The sequence below is a fragment of the uncultured Alistipes sp. genome, from assembly GCF_902388705.1.
Taxonomy (GTDB): Bacteria; Bacteroidota; Bacteroidia; order Bacteroidales; family Rikenellaceae; genus Alistipes.
Genome location: NZ_CABMQJ010000004.1, coordinates 72,902 through 93,968, shown reverse-complemented (window position 1 = coordinate 93,968; position 21,067 = coordinate 72,902). Strand labels below are relative to the sequence as shown.

General features: G+C 57.9%; 12 protein-coding genes. 2 read left to right on the top strand and 10 right to left on the bottom strand.

Annotated elements, in window-relative coordinates; genetic code table 11:
• Positions 1–14: 14 nt before the first annotated feature.
• Positions 15–2,171 (bottom strand): glutamine synthetase III, encoded by a 2,157-nt coding sequence (locus QZT71_RS02570; RefSeq protein WP_295912133.1) that lies wholly within the window; start codon positions 2,169–2,171, stop codon positions 15–17.
• Positions 2,172–2,777: 606 nt separating this feature from the next.
• Between QZT71_RS02570 and QZT71_RS02565 the strand changes: the two genes are divergently transcribed.
• Together QZT71_RS02565 and scpA are read left to right on the top strand one after the other, a co-directional pair.
• Positions 2,778–4,628 carry a methylmalonyl-CoA mutase family protein gene (locus QZT71_RS02565; protein ID WP_295912027.1) on the top strand — a complete coding sequence of 617 codons (1,851 nt, stop codon included), beginning with the start codon at positions 2,778–2,780 and terminating at the stop codon, positions 4,626–4,628.
• A 2-nt stretch (positions 4,629–4,630) separates the two neighbouring features.
• On the top strand, positions 4,631–6,769 hold the full coding sequence (gene scpA / locus QZT71_RS02560) for a methylmalonyl-CoA mutase (protein WP_295912024.1): 2,139 nt from the start codon (positions 4,631–4,633) through the stop codon (positions 6,767–6,769).
• Between the two features lie 227 nt (positions 6,770–6,996).
• Here the strand turns inward: scpA and QZT71_RS02555 are convergent, their stop codons facing one another.
• The 9 genes from QZT71_RS02555 to QZT71_RS02515 all read right to left on the bottom strand — a co-directional run bounded on the left by QZT71_RS02555 (position 6,997) and on the right by QZT71_RS02515 (position 20,940).
• Complete coding sequence (locus QZT71_RS02555; RefSeq protein WP_295912021.1) at positions 6,997–8,139, bottom strand: iron-containing alcohol dehydrogenase; 1,143 nt, start codon at positions 8,137–8,139, stop codon at positions 6,997–6,999.
• Between the two features lie 107 nt (positions 8,140–8,246).
• Positions 8,247–10,277, bottom strand: a complete 2,031-nt coding sequence (locus tag QZT71_RS02550) for a peptidylprolyl isomerase (RefSeq protein WP_295912018.1) — start codon at positions 10,275–10,277, stop codon at positions 8,247–8,249.
• An 89-nt stretch (positions 10,278–10,366) separates the two neighbouring features.
• Complete coding sequence (locus tag QZT71_RS02545) at positions 10,367–11,629, bottom strand: hemolysin family protein (RefSeq protein WP_295912015.1); 1,263 nt, start codon at positions 11,627–11,629, stop codon at positions 10,367–10,369.
• Positions 11,630–11,638: 9 nt separating this feature from the next.
• The gene (gene lptC, locus QZT71_RS02540; RefSeq protein ID WP_295912012.1) at positions 11,639–12,514 is read right to left on the bottom strand and encodes an LPS export ABC transporter periplasmic protein LptC; all 876 of its coding nucleotides are present in this window, start codon (positions 12,512–12,514) and stop codon (positions 11,639–11,641) included.
• 3 nt (positions 12,515–12,517) lie between these two features.
• Positions 12,518–13,855 carry an enzyme of heme biosynthesis gene (locus QZT71_RS02535; protein WP_295912008.1) on the bottom strand — a complete coding sequence of 446 codons (1,338 nt, stop codon included), beginning with the start codon at positions 13,853–13,855 and terminating at the stop codon, positions 12,518–12,520.
• Between the two features lie 118 nt (positions 13,856–13,973).
• Complete coding sequence (locus tag QZT71_RS02530) at positions 13,974–15,350, bottom strand: hypothetical protein (protein WP_295912005.1); 1,377 nt, start codon at positions 15,348–15,350, stop codon at positions 13,974–13,976.
• Complete coding sequence (locus QZT71_RS02525) at positions 15,325–16,065, bottom strand: type III pantothenate kinase (protein WP_295912002.1); 741 nt, start codon at positions 16,063–16,065, stop codon at positions 15,325–15,327. The genes QZT71_RS02530 and QZT71_RS02525 overlap by 26 nt, the downstream gene beginning before the upstream one ends.
• Positions 16,062–19,385: a transcription-repair coupling factor gene (gene mfd / locus QZT71_RS02520; protein WP_295911999.1), complete on the bottom strand. Its 3,324-nt coding sequence runs from the start codon at positions 19,383–19,385 to the stop codon at positions 16,062–16,064. Before mfd ends, QZT71_RS02525 begins: the two co-directional genes overlap by 4 nt.
• A 4-nt stretch (positions 19,386–19,389) precedes the next feature.
• Entirely contained in the window at positions 19,390–20,940 is a 1,551-nt protein-coding gene (locus QZT71_RS02515) for an Rne/Rng family ribonuclease (protein ID WP_295911997.1), read from the bottom strand.
• Positions 20,941–21,067: the final 127 nt, after the last annotated feature.

The following is a 21,067-nucleotide window of genomic DNA, read 5'->3' as shown; positions in this document are numbered from 1 at the left end:
ACCATGCTGCGCTGTCAGCGCAGGAAAAGCAGTTCGCGGTATTTGGGCAGCGGCCACATCTGGTCGTCGACAATCTCCTCCAGTTTGTCGATATGGCGGCGGATTTCGTCGAAGCAGACGGCGACGGTATCGTGGTAGGCGATGGCTTTCTCGCGCTGGTCTTCGAGCTTATTGGCCACCTTGCGGGCCGCAATCATATCGCCCGTGAGTTTCTGTATCTCGGCGGTATGGTACTGAATCTTCTTGATGAGTTCGATGTCGGCCGAAGCGTTCAGCCCGGGAATCTGCGACATTTTGTACACCTTGTCGAGCAGCAGCGCCTCGTACTTCGAAGCAATCGGCACGATATGGTTCATCGCCAGATCGCCCAGCACACGCCCCTCGATTTGGATTTTCTTGGTGTAGGTTTCCCACTTCACCTCGGTACGGGCTTCGAGCTCCACCTCCGAGAATACGCCCGTCCGGCCGAACATTTCCTTGGTCTGCGCGTCGAGGTAGCGGTCGAAAATCAGCGGCGTCGAGGTTTCGCAGTCCAGTCCGCGCTTCCTGGCCTCGGCCTTCCATTCGTCGGAATAGCCGTTGCCGTCGAAGCGCACGGCTTTGCAGGCCTTAATCATCTGTTTCAGCACTTCGTAAATCGCCTTCTCCTTCTTCATGCCGGACTCGATTTTGGCATCGACGTTCTGCCGGAACTCCGTCAGCTCGTGCGCCATAGCCGCATTGAGTACGATCATCGCCTCGGCGCAGTTGTCCGACGAGCCCACGGCGCGGAACTCGAAGCGGTTGCCCGTGAATGCGAAGGGCGAAGTGCGGTTGCGGTCGGTATTGTCGAGCAGCAGCGTCGGGATATGCGAAATACCGCTCATCTTGAAGACGTTCTTGGCATCGAAACGGATGGCGTCGCCGCCTTTGCTGGCGGCCAGCTTGTCCAGCACGGCCGACACCTGCGTGCCCAGGAACGTCGAGATGATTGCGGGCGGCGCCTCGTTGGCGCCCAAACGGTGCGCGTTCGTGGCGCTCATAATCGACGCTTTGAGCAGGCCGTTATGCTTGTAGACAGCCGAAATGGCATTCACGAGGAACGTGATGAACTGCAGGTTTTCGGACGCGGTCTTGCCGGGGCCCAGCAGGTTCACGCCCGTATCGGTTCCCAGCGACCAGTTGTTGTGCTTACCCGAGCCGTTGATACCCTTGAACGGCTTCTCGTGCAGCAGCACGCGGAACTTGTGGCGGCGTGCGATTTTGTCCATCACGGTCATCAGCAGCTGGTTGTGGTCGTTGGCGAGGTTGGCCTCCTCGTAAACCGGCGCCAGCTCGAACTGGTTGGGCGCCACCTCGTTGTGGCGGGTTTTGACCGGAATGCCCAGTTTCAGGCACTCGTATTCGAGGTCTTTCATAAAGGCCATCACGCGGGTCGGAATGGCACCGAAATAGTGGTCTTCCAACTGCTGGTTCTTGGCCGACTCGTGGCCCATGAGCGTGCGGCCCGTAAGCATCAAATCGGGACGTACGGCCCAGAGGCTCTCGTCCACCAGGAAATACTCCTGCTCCCAGCCCAGGTACGAAACGACCCGCTGCACGTTCTTGTCGAAATAGTGGCACACCTCCGTCGCGGCCTTGTCCACGGCCGTAATCGAACGCAGCAGGGGCACCTTGTAATCCAATGCCTCGCCCGTATAGGCGATGAAGACGGTCGGGATACAGAGCGTCGTATCGACGATGAACGCCGGCGAAGTGGGATCCCACGCCGAATAGCCGCGGGCCTCGAACGTATTGCGGATACCGCCGTTGGGGAACGATGACGCGTCGGGCTCCTGCTGTACGAGCAGCTTACCCGAGAACTCCTCCAGCACACCGCCGCAGCCGTCCGGCTCGGCAAAGGCATCGTGCTTCTCGGCCGTACCGCCCGTCAGGGGCTGGAACCAGTGGGTATAGTGGTCGGCGCCGTGCTCCAGCGCCCACTGGCGCATACCTGCGGCAATGCTGTCGGCCACCTCGCGCGTAAGGCGCGTCCCGTGCTCCATCGTATCGAGCAGGGCCTCGTAAGTAGCCTTGTTGAGGTACTTACGCATGGCCGTACGTCCGAACACCTGCTTCCCGAAGTAGTCCGACGGACGTCCTTCGGGGGCTTTCACCTCGACGGCGGTGTGGTTTATCGCCGCATCGACCATCTTGAATCTCAATAATGATGACATAGATTTAAGTTTGGATTAATATTCCGAAGAACATACGCGCAGGGGAGGAAACCGAATAATTGCTGAACTAAAACCTAACCTGAATTTTCAACGGACAACTGCCTCGCGGCAGGCTGTGTCCCATCTAACTACCCCGCGGCTTCTCCCCTGCCGCCGTATGTATTATTCTCGGCTACAAATGTAATTATTTTTTCGTTACGCCGGTTATGCAAAAACCACTATTTTTCGAAAAACACCCTATTTTTTTTCGATATTTCCCGAAAAATAAGGGTATTTTTTCAGCATTACGTCGATTTTTCACCCTATTTTTCAGAAAACAGCCCGAAATTTTCACCAAAATCCCAAAAATCGTAAATTTTGGTTTTTCGCAATTTCAGAGGGTATAATGACCAATTTTAAACCAATACGCCACAATAACAGGTATCCCCGCATCCTATGAACGAAACCAAACGAAATAATCCTATATTATAAAAAGAAATTATATAGTGTTATTTTATTAACAATTTCTTGTTACAATCGCTAATAATTTTATACCTTTACGTGCAATTTTGAAACAACACTTATACTAATCTCTAAATAGTTATGGCAAATACCAAACGTGAAAAGCTGTTCACCGAGTTCCCGCCGGTTCCGACCGAGAAGTGGGAGGAGGTGATTACAGCCGACCTGAAAGGTGCTGATTACGAGCGCAAACTGGTATGGAGAACAGGCGAAGGTTTCAACGTCCGTCCCTATTACCGCGCCGAGAACCTCGAAGGGGTCAAGTTCCTGGGCTCGCAGGCAGGCGAGTTCCCTTACGTACGCGGTACGCACGCACACAACCGCTGGCGCGTACACCAGACCGTGAGCGTCGTATGCCCCAAAGAGGCAAACGCCGAGGCCCTGAAAATCCTCAATGCAGGCGTCGACTCGCTCGGTTTCTGCATCGCATCGGCGGATTTCTCCGCCGCTGACCTCGACACGCTGCTCGAGGGCATCTGCATCCAGGCCGTCGAGCTGACGTTCTGCGGCCAGAAAACGGCCGACGTGGCCGGACTCGTACTGGCGAAAATCGAAAAGGAGGGCATCGCCAAAGAGGATGTCCGCATCGCATTCTGCATCGACCCGCTCGTCAAAGGCCTTTCGCAGAAAGGCGACTTCTGCTCGCCCGACGGCGAAAAGTGCTTCGCACGCATCGCGGAACTTATTGAAAAGACCCGGGAATACAAACATATCCGCGTCGTAACCGTTTCGGGCCGGATTTTCGGCAACGCGGGTTCGACCATCGTCGAGGAGCTGGCATTCACCCTTTCGGCCGGCCATGACTACCTCGTGCGCCTGACCGACGCGGGGCTGCCCGTCGACGTTGCGGCGCGCAAACTGCGTTTCGCATTCTCGGTAAGCTCCAACTACTTCATGGAGATCGCCAAGTTCCGTGCGGCACGCATGCTGTGGGCCAACATCGTCAAGGGTTACAACCCCGAAAAGAACTGCGCTGCAAAAATGCAGATTCACGCAGAAACCTCGAGGTGGAACCAGACCGTATACGACCCCTACGTGAACATGCTGCGCGGCACGACCGAAGCCATGTCGGCCGCAATCGGCGGCGTGCATTCGCTGGAGGTCACTCCGTTCGACGCATCGTTCGAAAACCCGACCGAGTTCTCGAAGCGCATCGCCCGCAACGTCGAACTGCTGCTCAAGCACGAGTCGCACTTCGACCAGGTCGTAGACCCGGCCGGCGGTTCGTACTACATCGAGAACCTCACGCAGTCGATTGCAGCAGAAGCCTGGAAACTCTTCCTCGAAATCGAGGAGAAAGGCGGCTACACCGCAGCTTACAAAGCCGGCTTCATCGCCGAGCGCATCAAGGCTTCGGCCGCAGCCAAGGACAAGAACATCGCAACGCGCCGCCAGACGCTGCTCGGTGCCAACCAGTTCCCCAACTTCACCGAGGTAGCGCCCAGGGAGATCACCGCCGAAGCCGTAACGCGCAAGCAGGCCGAGGGCAACGTACTCGTACCCTACCGCGGCGCCATGGCTTTCGAAGAGATGCGCCTGCATGTAGACCGCAGCGGCAAGGAGCCCAAGGCGTTCATGCTGACGTGCGGCAACCTGGGAATGGCCCGCGCCCGCGCACAGTTCTCGTGCAACTTCTTCGCATGCGCCGGCATCAAGGTTATCGACAATACGTTCTTCAAGTCGGTCGAAGAGGGTGTGAAAGCCGCACTGGAATCGAAGGCCCAGATCGTAGTGGTCTGCGCGAGCGACGACGACTACGCGGAGGCAGCCCCGAAAGTCAAGGAGCTGCTCGGCGGCAAGGCGATCCTCGTGGTTGCCGGAGCACCGGCCTGCACGCCCGAACTGGAGGCACAGGGCATCACGAACTTCATCAACGTGAAGTCGAACGTCTTGGAAACACTTAAGTTCTACCTTAAAGAGATGGGAATCTAATCATGAGAGCTAAATTTTCAGAACTGACATATGACGCAGGCCAGCAGAAGAGTTGCTGCGCCTCGAAAGGCTGCGGACAGGTCGAGCCGTGGCTGACGGCCGAAGGTATTCCCGTCAAGGGCGCCTATACCGCCGAAGACCTCGAAGGCATGGAGCACCTGAACTACGCGGCAGGCATCGCCCCGTTCCTGCGCGGCCCCTACTCGACGATGTACGTGATGCGTCCGTGGACAATCCGCCAGTATGCGGGTTTCTCGACCGCCGAGGAGTCCAACGCATTCTACCGCCGCAACCTCGCCGCCGGACAGAAAGGCCTGTCGGTGGCTTTCGACCTGGCAACGCACCGCGGTTATGACGCCGACCACCCGCGCGTAGTGGGCGACGTGGGCAAGGCCGGCGTGTCGATCTGCTCGGTAGAGGACATGAAAGTGCTGTTCAACGGCATTCCGCTCGACAAGATGTCGGTATCGATGACCATGAACGGCGCCGTGCTGCCCGTGCTGGCGTTCTACATCGTGACCGGACTGGAGCAGGGCTGCACGCTCGACCAGCTGGCAGGTACGATTCAGAACGACATCCTCAAGGAGTTCATGGTGCGCAACACTTATATTTATCCGCCCGAGTTCTCGATGCGCATCATCGCAGACATCTTCGAGTACACCTCGAAGAACATGCCCAAATTCAACTCGATTTCGATTTCGGGCTACCACATGCAGGAGGCGGGCGCCACGGCCGACATCGAGCTGGCTTACACGCTGGCCGACGGTCTGGAATACCTGCGCGCAGGTATCAACGCCGGCATGTCAGTGGACGCTTTCGCACCCCGCCTGTCGTTCTTCTGGGCCATCGGCATGAACCACTTCATGGAGATCGCCAAGATGCGCGCGGCACGTATGCTGTGGGCCAAAATCGTCAAACAGTTCGAGCCCAAGAATCCCAAGTCGCTGGCGCTGCGTACTCACTCGCAGACCTCGGGCTGGTCGCTTACCGAGCAGGATCCGTTCAACAACGTGGCCCGTACGGCTATCGAGGCCATGGGCGCGGCACTGGGACACACCCAATCGCTGCACACCAATGCCCTGGACGAGGCTATCGCCCTGCCCACCGACTTCTCGGCGCGTATCGCACGTAACACGCAGATTTACATTCAGGAGGAAACCAACATCTGCCGCGAGGTAGACCCGTGGGCAGGCTCCTACTACGTGGAATCGCTGACGCAGGAGATCGCCGACAAGGCCTGGGAACGCATTCAGGAGGTCGAGAAGCTGGGCGGCATGGCCAAGGCTATCGAAACCGGTATTCCGAAGATGCGTATCGAGGAGGCTTCGGCCCGCAAGCAGGCACGTATCGACTCCGGCATGGAGAAGATTATCGGTATCAACGAATACCGCCTGGAGAAAGAGGCGCCGATCGACATTCTCGCCGTGGACAACACCGCCGTGCGCGAAAGCCAGATCAAGCGTCTGCAGGAGTTGCGTGCGAACCGCGACGAAGCAGCCGTGAAGAAAGCGCTCGCCGCCATCACCGAGTGCGTGAAGACCAAGCAGGGCAACCTGCTGGAGCTGGCCGTGGAGGCTGCCAAGGTACGCGCGTCGCTGGGCGAGATTTCCGACGCCTGCGAAGTGGTCGTAGGCCGCTACAAGGCTGTTATACGTTCAATTTCAGGAGTATATAGTTCAGAAGTGAAAAACGACCAACAGTTCGAACGCGCCAAGGAGTTGTGCGCTGAATTCGCCAAAAAAGAGGGCCGTCAGCCCCGCGTCATGATTGCCAAGATGGGACAGGACGGCCACGACCGCGGAGCCAAAGTGGTTGCCACGGGATACGCAGACATCGGTTTCGACGTTGACATGGGCCCGTTGTTCCAGACTCCGGAGGAGGCCGCCAAGCAGGCTGTGGAGAATGACGTGCACGTCATCGGCGTTTCGTCGCTCGCCGCAGGCCACCTGACCCTCGTACCGCAGTTGATTGCCGAGCTCAAGAAGTTGGGCCGCGAGGACATCATCGTCATCGTCGGCGGCGTAATTCCCGCACAGGATTACGACGAGTTGTACCGCGACGGCGCCGCCGCCATCTTCGGCCCCGGCACCCCGATTGCTACCGCAGCTATCAAAATGCTCGAAATACTGCTCGCAGACTAAACCGGCAGTAATTATTGCAGAAAAATCCCCGGAGTTAAACTCCGGGGATTTTTGCATGTTCAGAAAATCCAGTTCAAAAAGGTTCGGGGATAAATTCGTGCACGCAGCCGATCGTCGGATTTGCGACCTGCAACGGCGGAACCTTTCCTGCGACCCGACAATCAGCGAATTGCAGAAGGCCCCACCCAGACAAGACGCTTCGGAATTCACAAACCGGATGCGAAGGCTTACAACGCCGCTTCGAGGATCCTGCGGGCCATTGCACCGTCGACATTCTGCGCCTCGCCGAATTTCACGCCCGCGGCATTGAAACGGCGCTCGATTTCGGCAATGGTCGCCTCGCCGATTCCCTCCTCTGCAAGGTGCGTCGAAAGGCCCAGCGAACGGAAGAACTCCTCGTTGGCCGCAATCGTACGGTCGATACGTTCCTCTTCCGAACCGCCGGTGATGCCCCAGATGCGTTCGCCGTACTGCAACAACTTGCCGCGTTTCTGTTCCCGCAGCACACGCAGGGTGCCGTTGATGACGATAGCCAGCGTAGCGCCGTGCGTCAGTCCGTGCAGGGCCGTCAGTTCATGGCCGATCATGTGCGTCGCCCAATCCTGCGTGACGCCCATGCGAATCATGTCGTTGAGCGCCAGCGTCGCAGCAAGCATATATTCGGACATCACGGCATAATCGTGCTGGTTCTCCCGGATTTTCGGGGCGATTTCAATCACCGTGTGCAGGATGCCCTCGGCCCAGCGATCCATCAGGCGCGACTGTGCGGGCGTGGTCATATACTGCTCCAGCACATGGACATACGTATCGGCCAGGCCGTAGGCAATCTGCTTCTGCGGCAGCGAGAAAAGCGTTTCGGGATCGAGAATCGAGAAGAGCGGATAATCGCCGTAGAAAGCGAACTTCTCTTTGGTTTCCTGCCGCGAAATCACGGCTCCGGAGTTCATCTCGGAACCCGTGGCCGACATCGTGAGCACGGTGCCGAGGGGAACGGTCTTGCCGGCCTTCCCCTCGAGGACAATCTCCCACGGGTCGCCGTCGTAGAGCAGCCCCGCGGCAATGAGTTTCGTGCCGTCGATGACCGAACCGCCGCCTACGGCCAGCAGGAAATCGGATTTGTTTTCACGTCCCAGGGCGATGGCTTCCCGCACCGTTTCGACCGACGGGTTGGGCTCGATACCCCAGAATTCGACCCAGTCGCGGCCCTCGAGGGCTTTGACGACCTGATCGTAGACGCCGTTGCGGCGCACGCTGCCGCCGCCGAATGTAATCATAATCCTTTTATCGGCCGGAATCAGGTTGGCGAGTTTGGCAATCTGCCCCTTGCCGAAGACCAATTTTGTCGGATTGTGGAAAATGAAGTTATTCATAATTTTATGCGATAAGTTTATGTTCACCCACTAAATATACACAAAAATAACAAAAAGAACGCCGGAGTATTCCGGCGTTCTTTACAGGAACGAAATTATTTCGCGGTTTAGAAATATTTGCCGCGCAAATCCTGGATTTTCGCCATCTGCTGGATAGCCTGCACAGAGAACTGCTGCGCCATGCTTTCGGCCATAGCCTGCGCACGCACCCGCTCGCCCTCCTCGGTCTGCTTGTCCGAAGTCTGGATGTCGTCCACTTCGAAGACATAGACGCCCGACATGCCTTTCACCGGTGCCGAAACGGCGCCTTTCCCGGACGAAGCAATCGCACCGACCAGACGGGGCTCCACGCCCGGGCCGTTGACATAGAACGAACTGAAAGTCACGCCGTCGAAATCGGCAACCTCCGAGCCGAGGCTCGCAGCCTGCTCGTCGAGCGTCGTACCGGCGAGTTCCCTGACGATATAGTCGTACTTCTTGTCGCGGAGCACCTGTGCACGAACCTGTGCGGCAACCTGCTCCAGCGGAGCGTATTCGTTGTCGTCGATATCGGTCAGCGTAGCTATCACATAGTCGTCGCCCACGGTGAAGATTTCCGAAACGTCGCCTTCCTTCGCGCCGTAAGCCCAACGGGTAACCTCACGCGAATCCTCCAGACCGCGAATCGTACGCTCGCCCTGTGTAATCGATGCCACGCGGGGAGTCACAGCCGCTCCGGAAGCAGCGTCGTTGAAAGCCTCGATCGAGCCCTTGGCATTCACCGAGAACGTACCGGCCTGGTTGTGTATATCACGGCGCGTTGCGGCCGAAGCCTCGACGGGATAGGTAATCGTAGCCACCTGCACGTGTTTCGAGGGTTTGTCGGCACGGTAAACCTGCATCAGCTGAACGGCATCGCCCGAAGCGACTTTCACCACGTCGCCCTGTTTGGCATTGGAAAGCGCAGCGGCGAACTCGCCGGTGAAAGCCGAGAAAGGCATCACGCCGACCTCGCCGCCATTGGCTGCCGTAGCGTCGTAAACCGAATACTGCGCTGCGAGCTGCCTGAAATCGGCACCGCCCTTGAGCACGGTCAGCAGGCTGTCGGCCAGCGCCTCCTGCGTATAGGGGAGTACGATATGGCGGATCCCCAGCGAATCGGGAACCATCTTCGAATCCAGCACGCGGGCCATCGTCCACTCGTTGTTTTTCAGCACGGGGCCGTACGTCTGGCCGGCCATCAGGGCCTTGGCCTCGTCGTCCGAAAGCTGTGCCGCCGAAACATACGTATCCGCGATTTTACCGTTGCGGTTGGCGCGGACGAACGACTTCAACTCCTCGGTCGCGGCAAATTGCGCACCGACCTCGGCAACGCTCTTCTCGAGCGCCAGCATGTCGTCGTCCGTAGGAGCAACCTCGAATACGACATACGAAATCGTACGCGACGGCAGCTGCTTGAACATATCTTTATGGCTGTTGTAGTAAGCCTTGATGTCGCCCGACTTCACCTGAATCAGCGAATCGGGAACGGCGGAGTATTTCTTACCCGCCCATTTGCCGGAATAGGTGTTATTCGCGGCTTTCACACCATTGGCGACCTCGAGCGAATTGACATACACGCCGCCCTTGACCAGGCCGAGGTACTTTGCGACCTGGCGCTCCATGCGGGCCTGCTCGTTGAGCTGCGCCCACGCCTGCTGCGCCTGCGGGTTGCTCTCGGCTTCGGTGAGGAACTGTCCGACGGCTGCGACGTTGTATTCGCCCGTGCGGGGATCGGCAAAAGCATTGTAGAACACCTGCGAAGGATGCTGGCCGCTGACCATCGACAGACGCTCGGGCTCCGTCACGCGCAGGCCCATCTTCGCGAATCCGGGAGTCAGCACGTGTTTGCCGATCAGCGCCTGCCATGCAGCGTTGGCGAGCATGGCCGACTGCTGTTCGTCGCTCTCCTGGGCGCCGCTCTGCGCCTTGATCTGCTCGTACTGGTCGTAATACTCCGAATAGTTGATCTTTTCACCGTCGATAACACCGACCCGGGGATCGTTGCCCGAGAAACCCATCTCGGTCTTCAGAGAGAGAATGAAAGCCAAGAGGGCGCCTGCGATAACAATCGACAGCACAATGCCGAACTTGGTGCGTAAGGTGTTTAAACTTGCCATATAAATTGTAAATTATCGTATTGTTTCAAATTAGCAGTCAAAGGTAGTAATTTTATTCGGAAAAGACCCCTATTATACTATAAAAATTCTCATAACTTCCTGACCCGGGCCAACTCGATACGCGATCGTGTCGTGCGGAGTATCCGCAGCTGCAGGCTGCCGATGAAAACCGTCTCCCCAGCCGTCGGTATTCCCTCGTAGTTGAAGATGATGAAACCCGCCAGCGTGTCGTACTCCTTGCTCTCCTCGATGCCCAGCCCGTATTTCTCATTGAGGTACTTCACCTCCAGGCGGCACGAAAGGACGTATTCGTCGGGGCCGACCTGTTTTTCGGTCAGATCCGGTACGTCGTGCTCGTCCTCAATCTCCCCGAATATCTGCTCCAGCACATCCTCGAGCGAAATCACGCCCGCCGTACCGCCGAACTCGTCGATCACCACGGCGATGTTGCTGCGGTGCTTGATGAAGTTCTGCAGGACCAGTTGCAGCGGCATGGTTTCAGGCACGAAATTGACCTGCATCATCACGTCGGCAATATTCGCAGGACGCGTGAAGAGGCTTTTCGAATTGACATAGCCGATAATGTTGTCGATACTTTTGCGCCAGACGAAGATACGCGAGTATTTCGAATCGACGAACCGCTCCGTAAGCTGCTCAATCGAGGTCTCTTCGATGTCCACGGCCTCGACGTCGACACGCGGCACCATGCAGTCGCGCACGCGCAGGTCGGCGAAGTCCAGCGCATTCTGGAAAAGCTTGAGCTCGTTGTCCGGCTCGGGCCGCGGCTCGGAATTGTTCGTGTCGAGCAGCGAGGCGAGGTCTTCGCGGTCGAAGATATGCGGCACGTTCTTTTCCACGACACGGCGTCCCATCAGGCGCAGGATGCCGTGCGAAATGAGCGTCGTAAACCGCGCGAGCGGATAAAGCAGCAGGTAGAAAAAGTAAATCACCGGTGCCAGCGCACGGTAATAGAAATTCGGATTGTTGCGGAAGATCGACTTGGGCAGGAACTCCGCGGCAAAGATGATGATAACGGTCGAAACGGCGGTTTCCAGGGCCACCGAACCGTTTTGTGCGATACTCTCCCACCCCAATGCATAGAAAATGCCGCGCAGCAGCAGCGACATATAGAGCGAGTAGACCACCAGCGCAATGTTGTTGCCCACGAGAATGGTGGTGATGTACTGCCCCGGATGGCGGGAGAAAATATCCGCGATGTAATCGAACATGCGGCTCTGCTTGCGGTCGATTTCCAGTTTCAGGCGGTTCTTGCTCGTAAAGGCGATCTCCATGCCCGAAAAAAATGCCGACAGCAGCAGCATTACGACAATCAGTATGATTGAAGTCAACATCGTAATCCCTTATTTGGTTTGTCCGTCCCTGTCGCCCAGCTCCGCCCGGACCGTCTGGCGGTGGCGGAGCGGCTCATCCAGCGTTTCGGCCTGCGCCTCGGGTTGTTGGGCCTGCGGATGCGAAGGCACGGCCGCAACAGGTGCAGGCACGGATGCAGCAGGCGCTTCACTGCGCACCGCAGCCGAGGGGCGGGCAGGCCGCGCAGGCGCATCGCGCCTTACGGCAGTTTCACCTTCCCGGGCCGGTGACGCGCCACGCTCCACAGAATGTGTTACAGCGGTAGAATCGGCGGTTGAATCGGCCCGGCCGGCCGGGTCGACTTCGACCTCCATGCGGCCTTTCATCCGGCGGAAACGCCAGTCCTTGAACTCCTCGTCAGACTCGAAACCCTCGCCGATAAATACGTCGCGGCCGTCGTTCTGGACGATCTTCGAGTCTACGTTCGAATAGATTTTTTTGGTGCGCGCATTCCAGAACAGTTGCTGCGTATAGAGGGTTTTGCCATCCGATTTTTCGACGACGACATTGCCCTTGGCCTCCCACAGTTCGCGGTTCTCGTAATAAATCGCATAATTGGCCGTCAGCACGGCGTCGACCGTCGACAGCGAATCGTCCTTGTAGGTCGTCATTTCGACGCCCTTGCGGAACTCCCGGTAGGGCTCGCGTGCCAGCGAGTAGCCCTCGACCAGCGGGGCCTTGAAGTGGTAGGAGCGGCGCCCGTTCTGCGACATGACGACCGACAGGTTCTCGCTGTACTCGGTCATCATCGTCTCTTTCGAGGCCTCCGTTTCCCCCTCCCCGGCATTATCGCAGGAGAATAGCAAGATAGCACTCCCCACGACGGAGAGTGCTACCATGGCATATCTTACGATGAGCCGATTCATTTATTAACGTGCACGCACGGTAGTCGCAATACCAGCCGCCGTACCGCAGTTTACGGTATAGCGCGCGCCTTCCTTCAATTCGTTGAAGAAGCACTCCTCCGAAGTCGGGAAACGGCTGCGGTAGGAAGCCAGCGCTTTTTTGGCGTGCTCGAGGTACTCCGAATCGCTCGACAGCAGCTCGACAGCCTTGGCCATCGTATCGTAAGCGGCCCAGAAAGTCGCCTGTCCGGCAAAGCCCGAGCAGTGTGCGGCCGAAAGGGCGTAGCACTGTGCCAGCACGAAATAGGGCACACCGTCCTCGGGATTCAAATCGCGGGCCTGGCGTGCAGCGGCAGCGGCACCCTGAATATCGTTCGAAACCAGGTCGACGAGTGCGATGCGCACCAGCAGGGCTTCACGCTCGGCGGGATCCTGCTCGACGGCCAGCGCCTCGTTGAGGTATTTGGTAGCCTTGTCGTAATCGCCCTTGGTCTGGAATGCCTGCGCCAGGAACATGGCGGTCTCCGACGAAGGTTTGACCGTATAGTATTTCTCGGCAATCGAGAAGTAGAAATCGCCGTCGCAATTGGCGCGCGACATCAAGCCCACGGCCTGTGCCAGCAGCGTCTCGTCGTCGGGATTGGCTTCGAGCTTGCCGCGGAAAAGCTTCTCGAGGTTCTCGCAGCTGGCGGCACCGCTCAAACCGAACGCAGCGTCGAACTGCGACTTGAACTCGGCGGCATCCGGACGCTTCTCGAAGAAGGGAATCAGCCGGTCGTACTCGGCGATAATCTCGTCGGGCATTACCTCGTCCGTATTCTTGTAATCCTCGCAGAGGTTGCTGAAATAGACCACGACGGTCGCGGGATCGGTGTTGTCGCCGCCGGCCTCGATGGCAGCACGGAACGCGTCGCGAATCCCCTTGCGGTCGTTGGGTTTGTAAGTCAGGTACTCGCGCGCCTTCTGGTCGAGGATGAAAGCCGTCTTGCCCGGCTTGACATTGTCGCCGAAATACTGGACACGCATATCGTACATGAGCATCAGCGAATCGATGAACACATTCTTCTCGGCTACGCTCTTGGCACGGTTGATTTTGTTCTTGTAAAGCACGGCACCGCGCTGGTAAATCGACTCGGCCACCCCGGGAACCTTGTCGATAAGTTCTTTGAGGTAGTGTGCGGCCGCGTCGTAATTGCGGTTGTCGCACGATTCTTTCAGGAAGTTGCTGTTGAGAATGTTCTGTTCTCGCTCTTCGGGCGTAGCACCCCACTTCGCATACTGCGGAGCGCTGAAGTCCTGAGCCAGAGCCGCCGAGGCCAAAAACACCAGAACGGCGGAAAGCAGAAATTTAACGTTTTTCATCGGTCAGAGATTAATTTTTGTATAATAATATTTGTATGTTCCCGTCTGTATAATCGCCCGGATGAGGCTGCAATTTACTACTAATTCGTTAGAAGTGCAATTTTTTCCGGACTGAAAATTAATCGTACTTGGGCCGCGTGAACCAGTACTCCCCGTTCTCCCGGCTGTTGGCAAAGAGCGAAAAGCCGATTGCGAATTTGAAATACTGCTGCCGCACGAGCCCGAGGTTCTCGGCGAGGTTGTACCCGCGGCGGCCGTATTCGACACCCACGTCGATGGACGAACTGCCGAGGAATTTCACCGGCACCCCGATACCCAGTGTAACGGCATACTCCGCAAGTTTATTGCCGTTGTAGGTCTGGTTATAGGTTCCGTAACGGAAACCCGCACGGTACGACCAGCGTTTCATGAATTTACGCACGTCGTAATAGTTGGGCGTATACTCTACGCCGACCTTCACCGTGCTCGTATTGGTATAGGCTACCTCGTAGTAGGAATTGCCCTGCCCGCTGATGCCGGTCAACTCCGTGCCCTTGTTGCGGCCGCCCCAGTTCTGGTAAACATAGTCGAGGCCCAGCGTCCACTTGGCGGTCTGGTAATAGGTTCCCACCGAAAGCTGGCGCGGCAATACGAGTGCCAGATGCGTCGTATCGCCTTTTACGGTGGAGCTGTACAGGTCGCCGACGTAAATCCTCTTGGTCACTTCGGGGTTCAAATCGCCGCCGAAGTCGTACGTAGCGCCGAGGGTCAGCATCCGTTTCTGGTTCATGATGGCGTTCCACTGTACACCGACCTGGCCCTTGATGCTCGAGATGCTGTAATTATCGCTGCCCACCGTCGACGAATAGGTGCCGTTGCCCGTGATCGGCGTCGGGGTCATCACGAAACTGCGGTCGATGTCGCCCCAGTAATACTGGGCTGCGAGGCCCAGCGAGAAGTTCTTGAACAACTCCCAGCCGAGGCCTACCTTGACCTCCGTCACGTCGCCCTCGCCCTGGTAGACATACTGCACGCGGCCCACATTGCCCCAGACCGGGTCGGTGGGTTTGTAATCGTGCGTATATTTGGTGCGGTAGCCCACCGAGCTGTAAGGGGTGAGGCTGAACCCGAGTCCGAGTTTCCTGGCAATCGGCATCTGGAACGCAATGTCGTGGAAGTTGAACGTATTGTAAGCCGTCCGTTTCGAGATGCCGTCCGCTTTCTGCGAGTTGTAATAGTTCTGGCCCTCCAGTCCGAAGCTGAAAAGGAAACTCTTCTGCGGAACGGTGCTGAAAGCCGCCGGGTTGAGCAGGTTGAGCCTGCCGGGAGTGCGCATGGCAACCCCCACGCCGCCCATCGAGCGCATCTGAAGCGTACCGGGCGTGTTCAACTCGCCGATGCCGTACATCGTATAGGGAGAGAATGCGTTAATACTGCTTGTCTGGGCCGATACGGCATAAGGAAGCATCACGGCTGCCGCGACAACCAGTTTAATCAAGGTGTTCTTCACTTGCATTGTACTCTAAAATTCTATTCAATCCGCAAAAGACCAGATTACAATTTGCAAATATCGTATTTTTAATTCGTTTAACAAAGAATTTCGCGTCCCCGCCGGTAAAAATTACACATAAATCGTCGATTTTTTCCCGCATGCGGGCCATGTAGCCCTCGATCTCGAAAGTAATTCCGTTCATCACGCCCAACTCGATGGCCTGCCCGGTCGTGAGTCCCGAAAGGGCTTCGTCCCCGGTCGCGGTGCACAGCGGCAGTTTGGCGGTATAGTCGTGCAGCGACCGGAAACGGGTCTTCATACCCGGCGAGATACAGCCGCCGCGGAAAACGCCGTCGGACGTCACCAAATCGACGGTCACCGCCGTGCCGAAATCGACAATCAGCACATTGCGCCCGGGGTAAAGCACCGTGGCGCCGACAGCGGCGGCCAGCCTGTCGCGGCCCAGCGTGTCGGGCGTGAGGTAGGCATTGCCGATCGGCACGGGGGTCTGCGACGAAAATTCCAGCAGGTATTCCACCTGCGGGCGCAGCAGCTCGGCTATTTCATCCACTTCGCCGCGCGTCGAGGCCACCACGGCCTGCCGCACGGGCCATGCCGCGAGCAGCTCCCCGAGCATCGAGGGATGCAGCCGCTCCACGCAGTGCTGCGCGACAATCTCCCCGCGGTCGAAAACAGCGAGTTTGACGAGGGTGTTTCCGATATCTACGATTAAATTCAAAGTTGCTGCAGCGTTTTATATGCGTCCTCAATGTCTTTGACATTCCTAACGGTCATCGCCAGACGATTATTGTGCTGTTTGAGCACAAATCTGCCGGGATTTTGCGTCACCTTGCGGAGCAGTTCCATAAACGTGTCGCTCTTGTAGTAAGGCGAATTCTCCTCGCCGACGAAATGGGCGATCATCAGTCCGTTCTTGACCTTCACGCGCTCGAGGCCCAGGCGGATTGCCTCCCAGCGCAGGCGCACGACGTTGAGCAGCTCCTTCGTTTCGCGCGGCAGCGGCCCGAAGCGGTCGGCGAGGCGGCTTTCGAACGCCAGCAGCGCCTCTTCGTCCTTGGTCGAGTCGAGCTCGCGGTAGAGTTTGAGGCGCTCCGCCTGCTGCGCCACATAGGAATCGGGCAGCCCCGCGTCGACCTCGATTTCGATATGCGCGTCGTCGATATAGCGCATCTGCTCCACGACATCCTGCTCCGAGTCGCTCAACCCGGCGACATGGAGCCCTTCGGCACGCAGCTCGGCAATCGCTTCGTTCATAATCTTCTGGTAGGTCTCGAAGCCGATGTCGGCGATGAAACCGCTCTGCTCGGCCCCCAGCAGGTTGCCCGCACCGCGGATGTCCAGATCCTGCATGGCGATATTAAAGCCCGAACCCAGGTCGGAGAACTCCTCGATGGCCCGCAGGCGGCGCCGCGCATCGGACGACAGCATCTCTTCGGGCGGGGAAAGCAGGTAACAGTAGGCTTTCTGGTTGCTGCGCCCCACGCGGCCGCGAAGCTGGTGCAGGTCGCTCAACCCGAAATTCTGGGCGTTGTCGACGATAATCGTATTGGCGTTGGGAATGTCGATGCCGTTCTCGACGATGGTCGTCGAAACCAGCACATCGAACTCCCCGTAGATAAAGTCCATGATGAGTTTCTCGAGCTTCTCGGCCGGCATTTTGCCATGCCCGACGGCCACACGCGCCTTGGGGCAGATACGCGTGATAAGGCCCTGCAGGGTCATCAGGTCTTCGACGCGGTTGTGGACGAAGTACACCTGTCCGCCGCGCGCGAGCTCCGCCTCGACGGCGTCGCGGATAATCTCCTCGGAAAAGACATGCGACTCGGTGACAATCGGCTGGCGGTTGGGCGGCGGAGTCGAAATGACCGACAGGTCGCGCGACCCCATCAGCGAGAATTGCAGCGTACGCGGAATCGGCGTGGCCGTAAGGGTCAGCGTATCGACGTTGACGGCCAGCTGCGTGAGCTTTTCCTTGGCCGCGACGCCGAACTTCTGCTCCTCGTCGATGACCAGCAGCCCCAGGTCGCGGAAGACAATCTGTTTGCCCAGTATCTTGTGCGTGCCGATCAGGATGTCGATGCGTCCCGCCTCCAGGTCGGCGCGAATCTGGTTCACCTCCTTCGCGGTCTTGGTGCGGTTGAGGTACTCGACCCGCACGGGGAAGTTGCGCAGGCGCTCGGAGAAGGAGCGGTAATGCTGCAGGGCGAGAATCGTCGTGGGCACCAGCACGGCCACCTGCTTGCCGTCCACGGCGGCCTTGAACGCCGCACGCACGGCAACCTCGGTTTTGCCGAAGCCCACGTCGCCGCAGACCAGGCGGTCCATCGGCTGGTCGGATTCCATATCTTTCTTGACGGCCGCGACGGTCGTCTGCTGGTCGGGGGTATCCTCCCACTGGAACGAAGCCTCCAGCTCATGCTGCAGGTAGCTGTCGGGCGAGAATGCGAACCCCTTGCTCGCCTTGCGTTTGGCATAAAGCGCAATCAGCTCGCGCGAAATGTCCTTGACGGCCTTCTTGGTGGCGTTCTTCAACTTCTGCCATGCCCCGTTGCCGAGCTTGTAGACCTTGGGCGGCTCGCCGTCGCCGGATTTATAGCGCGAAATGCGGTGGAGCGAGTGGACGTTCACGAACAGCACGTCGCCGTCCTTGTAAACCAGTTTGATAGCCTCGTGCGACTTGCCGTTCTCGTTGATTTTCACCAGTCCGTCGAAACGCCCCACGCCGTGGTCGATATGCACCACATAGTCGCCCGGGCGGAGCTGGTTCAGCTCGGCGACAGTCATCTGCTCGTCGCGCTTGATTTCGCCGTTGATGCGGTAGCGCTGGTAGCGGTCGAATATTTGGTGGTCGGTATAGAGGCACAGCTTCAGGTCGTTGTCCACGAAGCCCTCGTGCATCGTGATCGAGAGAGGGCGCACGACGGCCTGTCCGCGGCCGATCTGGTGGAAAATATTTTCGAGGCGCTCGACCTGCACCTTGTTCTCCGAGAGGATATAGGTCGTATAGCCGCGCAGCGAATTGCGAATCATGTCGTCGGCCAGCATCTCGAAGTTCTTGTTGAACTTGGGCTGCGGAGCGGTATCGAATTCGACGGCGGCAGTGGCGGGACGCTCCGGCAGGTTGTCGCGCAGGGCAAGCAGCCGGCAGCCGGACAAATCGCCCAACAGCACGTTGCGGCTGGTCAGCAGCCGGTCGATTTGTTCGGGATGCTCCAAATCGGCGAGTACCTTGCGGCGCAGGTCGTTGATACGGCGCAGCACATAGTCGGCGTCATAGAACCAGTAGGCCGCGGCGCTGCCCGCGAACTGCACGAACGACACTTTGGGTGCATCCCCGGCATTGAGGTTGGGGATGATTTCCACGCAATCGAGCTTATCGGCCGACAACTGGCTCGAAATGTTGAAGCGGCGAATCGAGTCGATTTCGTCACCGAAAAAGTCAACGCGGTAGGGCTTGCTCTCCGAATAGGAAAAGACGTCGACGATACCGCCGCGGACGGAGTATTGTCCCGGCTCGTAGACGAAATCGACACGCGTGAAATTCGCATCGACGAGGGCATCCTCCAGCACCGCAATCGAAATTTTGTCGCCCCGCTTCACGGCAATCGTATCGCGCCGCAGGGTCTCTGCGTCGGCAACCCGCTCGGCCAGCGCCTCGGGGTAGGTGCAGACGACCAGGTAGCCTTTCGCGAAACTCCGCACAGCGTTCATTGCCGCCGTACGCTGTACCACGCCCTGGGCATCTTCGGTGCCATAGGCCACGGAACGTTTGTACGACGAGGGGAAGAAGTAAACCCGCTCCTCGTCCAGCAGGTTATAGAAGTCGTTCAGCAGGTAGGCCGCGGCGTCGCGGTCTTCGGCGACAAAGACATGCACACCGCCTGTTTTCACGACGGCCGCGGCAGCATAAAACGAAAGAGCACCGCCGACCAGCTCTTTCAGGTGGACGGTTGCGCTCTCTTTTTTATATTCGCGGCACAGTTGCGACAGGGCTTTCGACCCGCCGGCGAACTGCGCCAGCTGCTCGCGGGCAGTCATAGCGTCACTTGTTAATCAGGTCGTTATCCTTGCGGTCGTGGTAATGTACCTCGACGATGCCGAGGCTCTGGTCTCCGGTAATATGCAGGCGGACTTTGTATTTCCACTCCCAGCGGCGGTGCAGCGACAAGAGGCCTTTGTTGAGGAAAGCCTCCACATAGGGGCTGACGACCAGTTTGATGTACTTGTGGCCGCGATCCTGCGTGAGGAACGAAATCTGGTTCTCGATTTTCTTGTCCAGCAGCACCGTAGGTTCGATCTTGCCCGAGCCGTTGCAGGTCGGGCAGACGTCCGACACCTCCTCGACGGCCACGGGGCGCACCCGCTGGCGGGTAATCTGCATCAGGCCGAACTTCGTAAGCGGCAGCACCGTGTGCTTGGCCTTGTCGGTGGACATCAGCTTCACCATCTCGTCGAACAGCGCCTGCCGGTTCTGCGCCTTGTGCAGGTCGATGAAGTCGATAATCACGATACCGCCCAGGTCGCGCAGGCGCAGCTGCCGGGCAATCTCCTTCGCGGCGGCCAGGTTGACGTCCATGGCCGTCTGCTCCTGGTTGTCCTCGGCTTTGGTGCGGTTGCCCGAGTTCACGTCGATGACGTTCATCGCCTCCGTATGCTCGATAATCAGGTAGGCGCCGCGGCGCAGCGACACGTACTTGGCGAAGAGCGACTTAATCTGCTTCGAGATGTCGAAGTTGTCGAAAATGGGGACGTTGCCGCGGTAGAGTTTGACAATCTTCTCCTTTTCGGGTTCTATTTGCCTGATATAACTGCGGATGTCGTTGTACATCGCCTCGTCGTCGACGGCAATCTGCGAGAACGAGCCGTTCAGCGAATCGCGGATAATCGTGTTGGCCCGGTTCATCTCGCTCATCAGCTGCGCGGGAGCCGTATTCTTTTTAATCGCCGCACAGGTCTTGCGCCAGCGGTCGATCTGGGTCTGGATGTCGTGCTCGATATCCTCGTCCTTGGCCTCCATGGCTGCGGTGCGGATGATGACCCCGAAGTTTTTGGGAAGCACGGCGGCGGCGATGCGCTTCAGGCGCTTTTTCTCATCCGCTGAACGGATTTTCTGCGACAGGAAAACTTTCGAGGAGAACGGTACCAGCACCACGTTGCGGCCCGCCAGCGAAATGTCGGCGGTCAGGCGCGGTCCTTTGGTCGAGATGGCCTCCTTGGCGATCTGCACCATGATGTTCTGGCCCACCTGCAGGTAATTGGCGATTTTCCCGGTCTTCTCGACGGGGGATTCGAGCTTCATGCTCTCGACGCGCATGCCCCGTTTGCCGGGCTGCTGCGAAGAAACCAGCTTCTGCAACGAGGGGAACTGGCTTCCCAAATCGAGGTAGTGGATAAAAGCGTCCTTTTCGTGTCCTATGTTGACGAATGCCGCGTTGAGCCCCGGCATGATCTTACGTACTTTCCCGAGGTATATATCTCCTACAGCGAAACCCGTCTGGCACTGTTCCTTGTTGAGTTCGACAAGCACCTTGTCCTCACACAGCGCGATGGAAATTTCGGTCGGGTTGACGTTTACAATTAATTCTCTGTTCATTTATATCGTGTGTCGCGCCCCGGATCCGGGAACGCGGAATACTGAAATCGGTTAGGCCGCATTTTGGTCTGAAGTGGCGGCGAACTCCAAAAGAAATAAATTGTCCGGCCCGCAGTCCGGAGAAAAT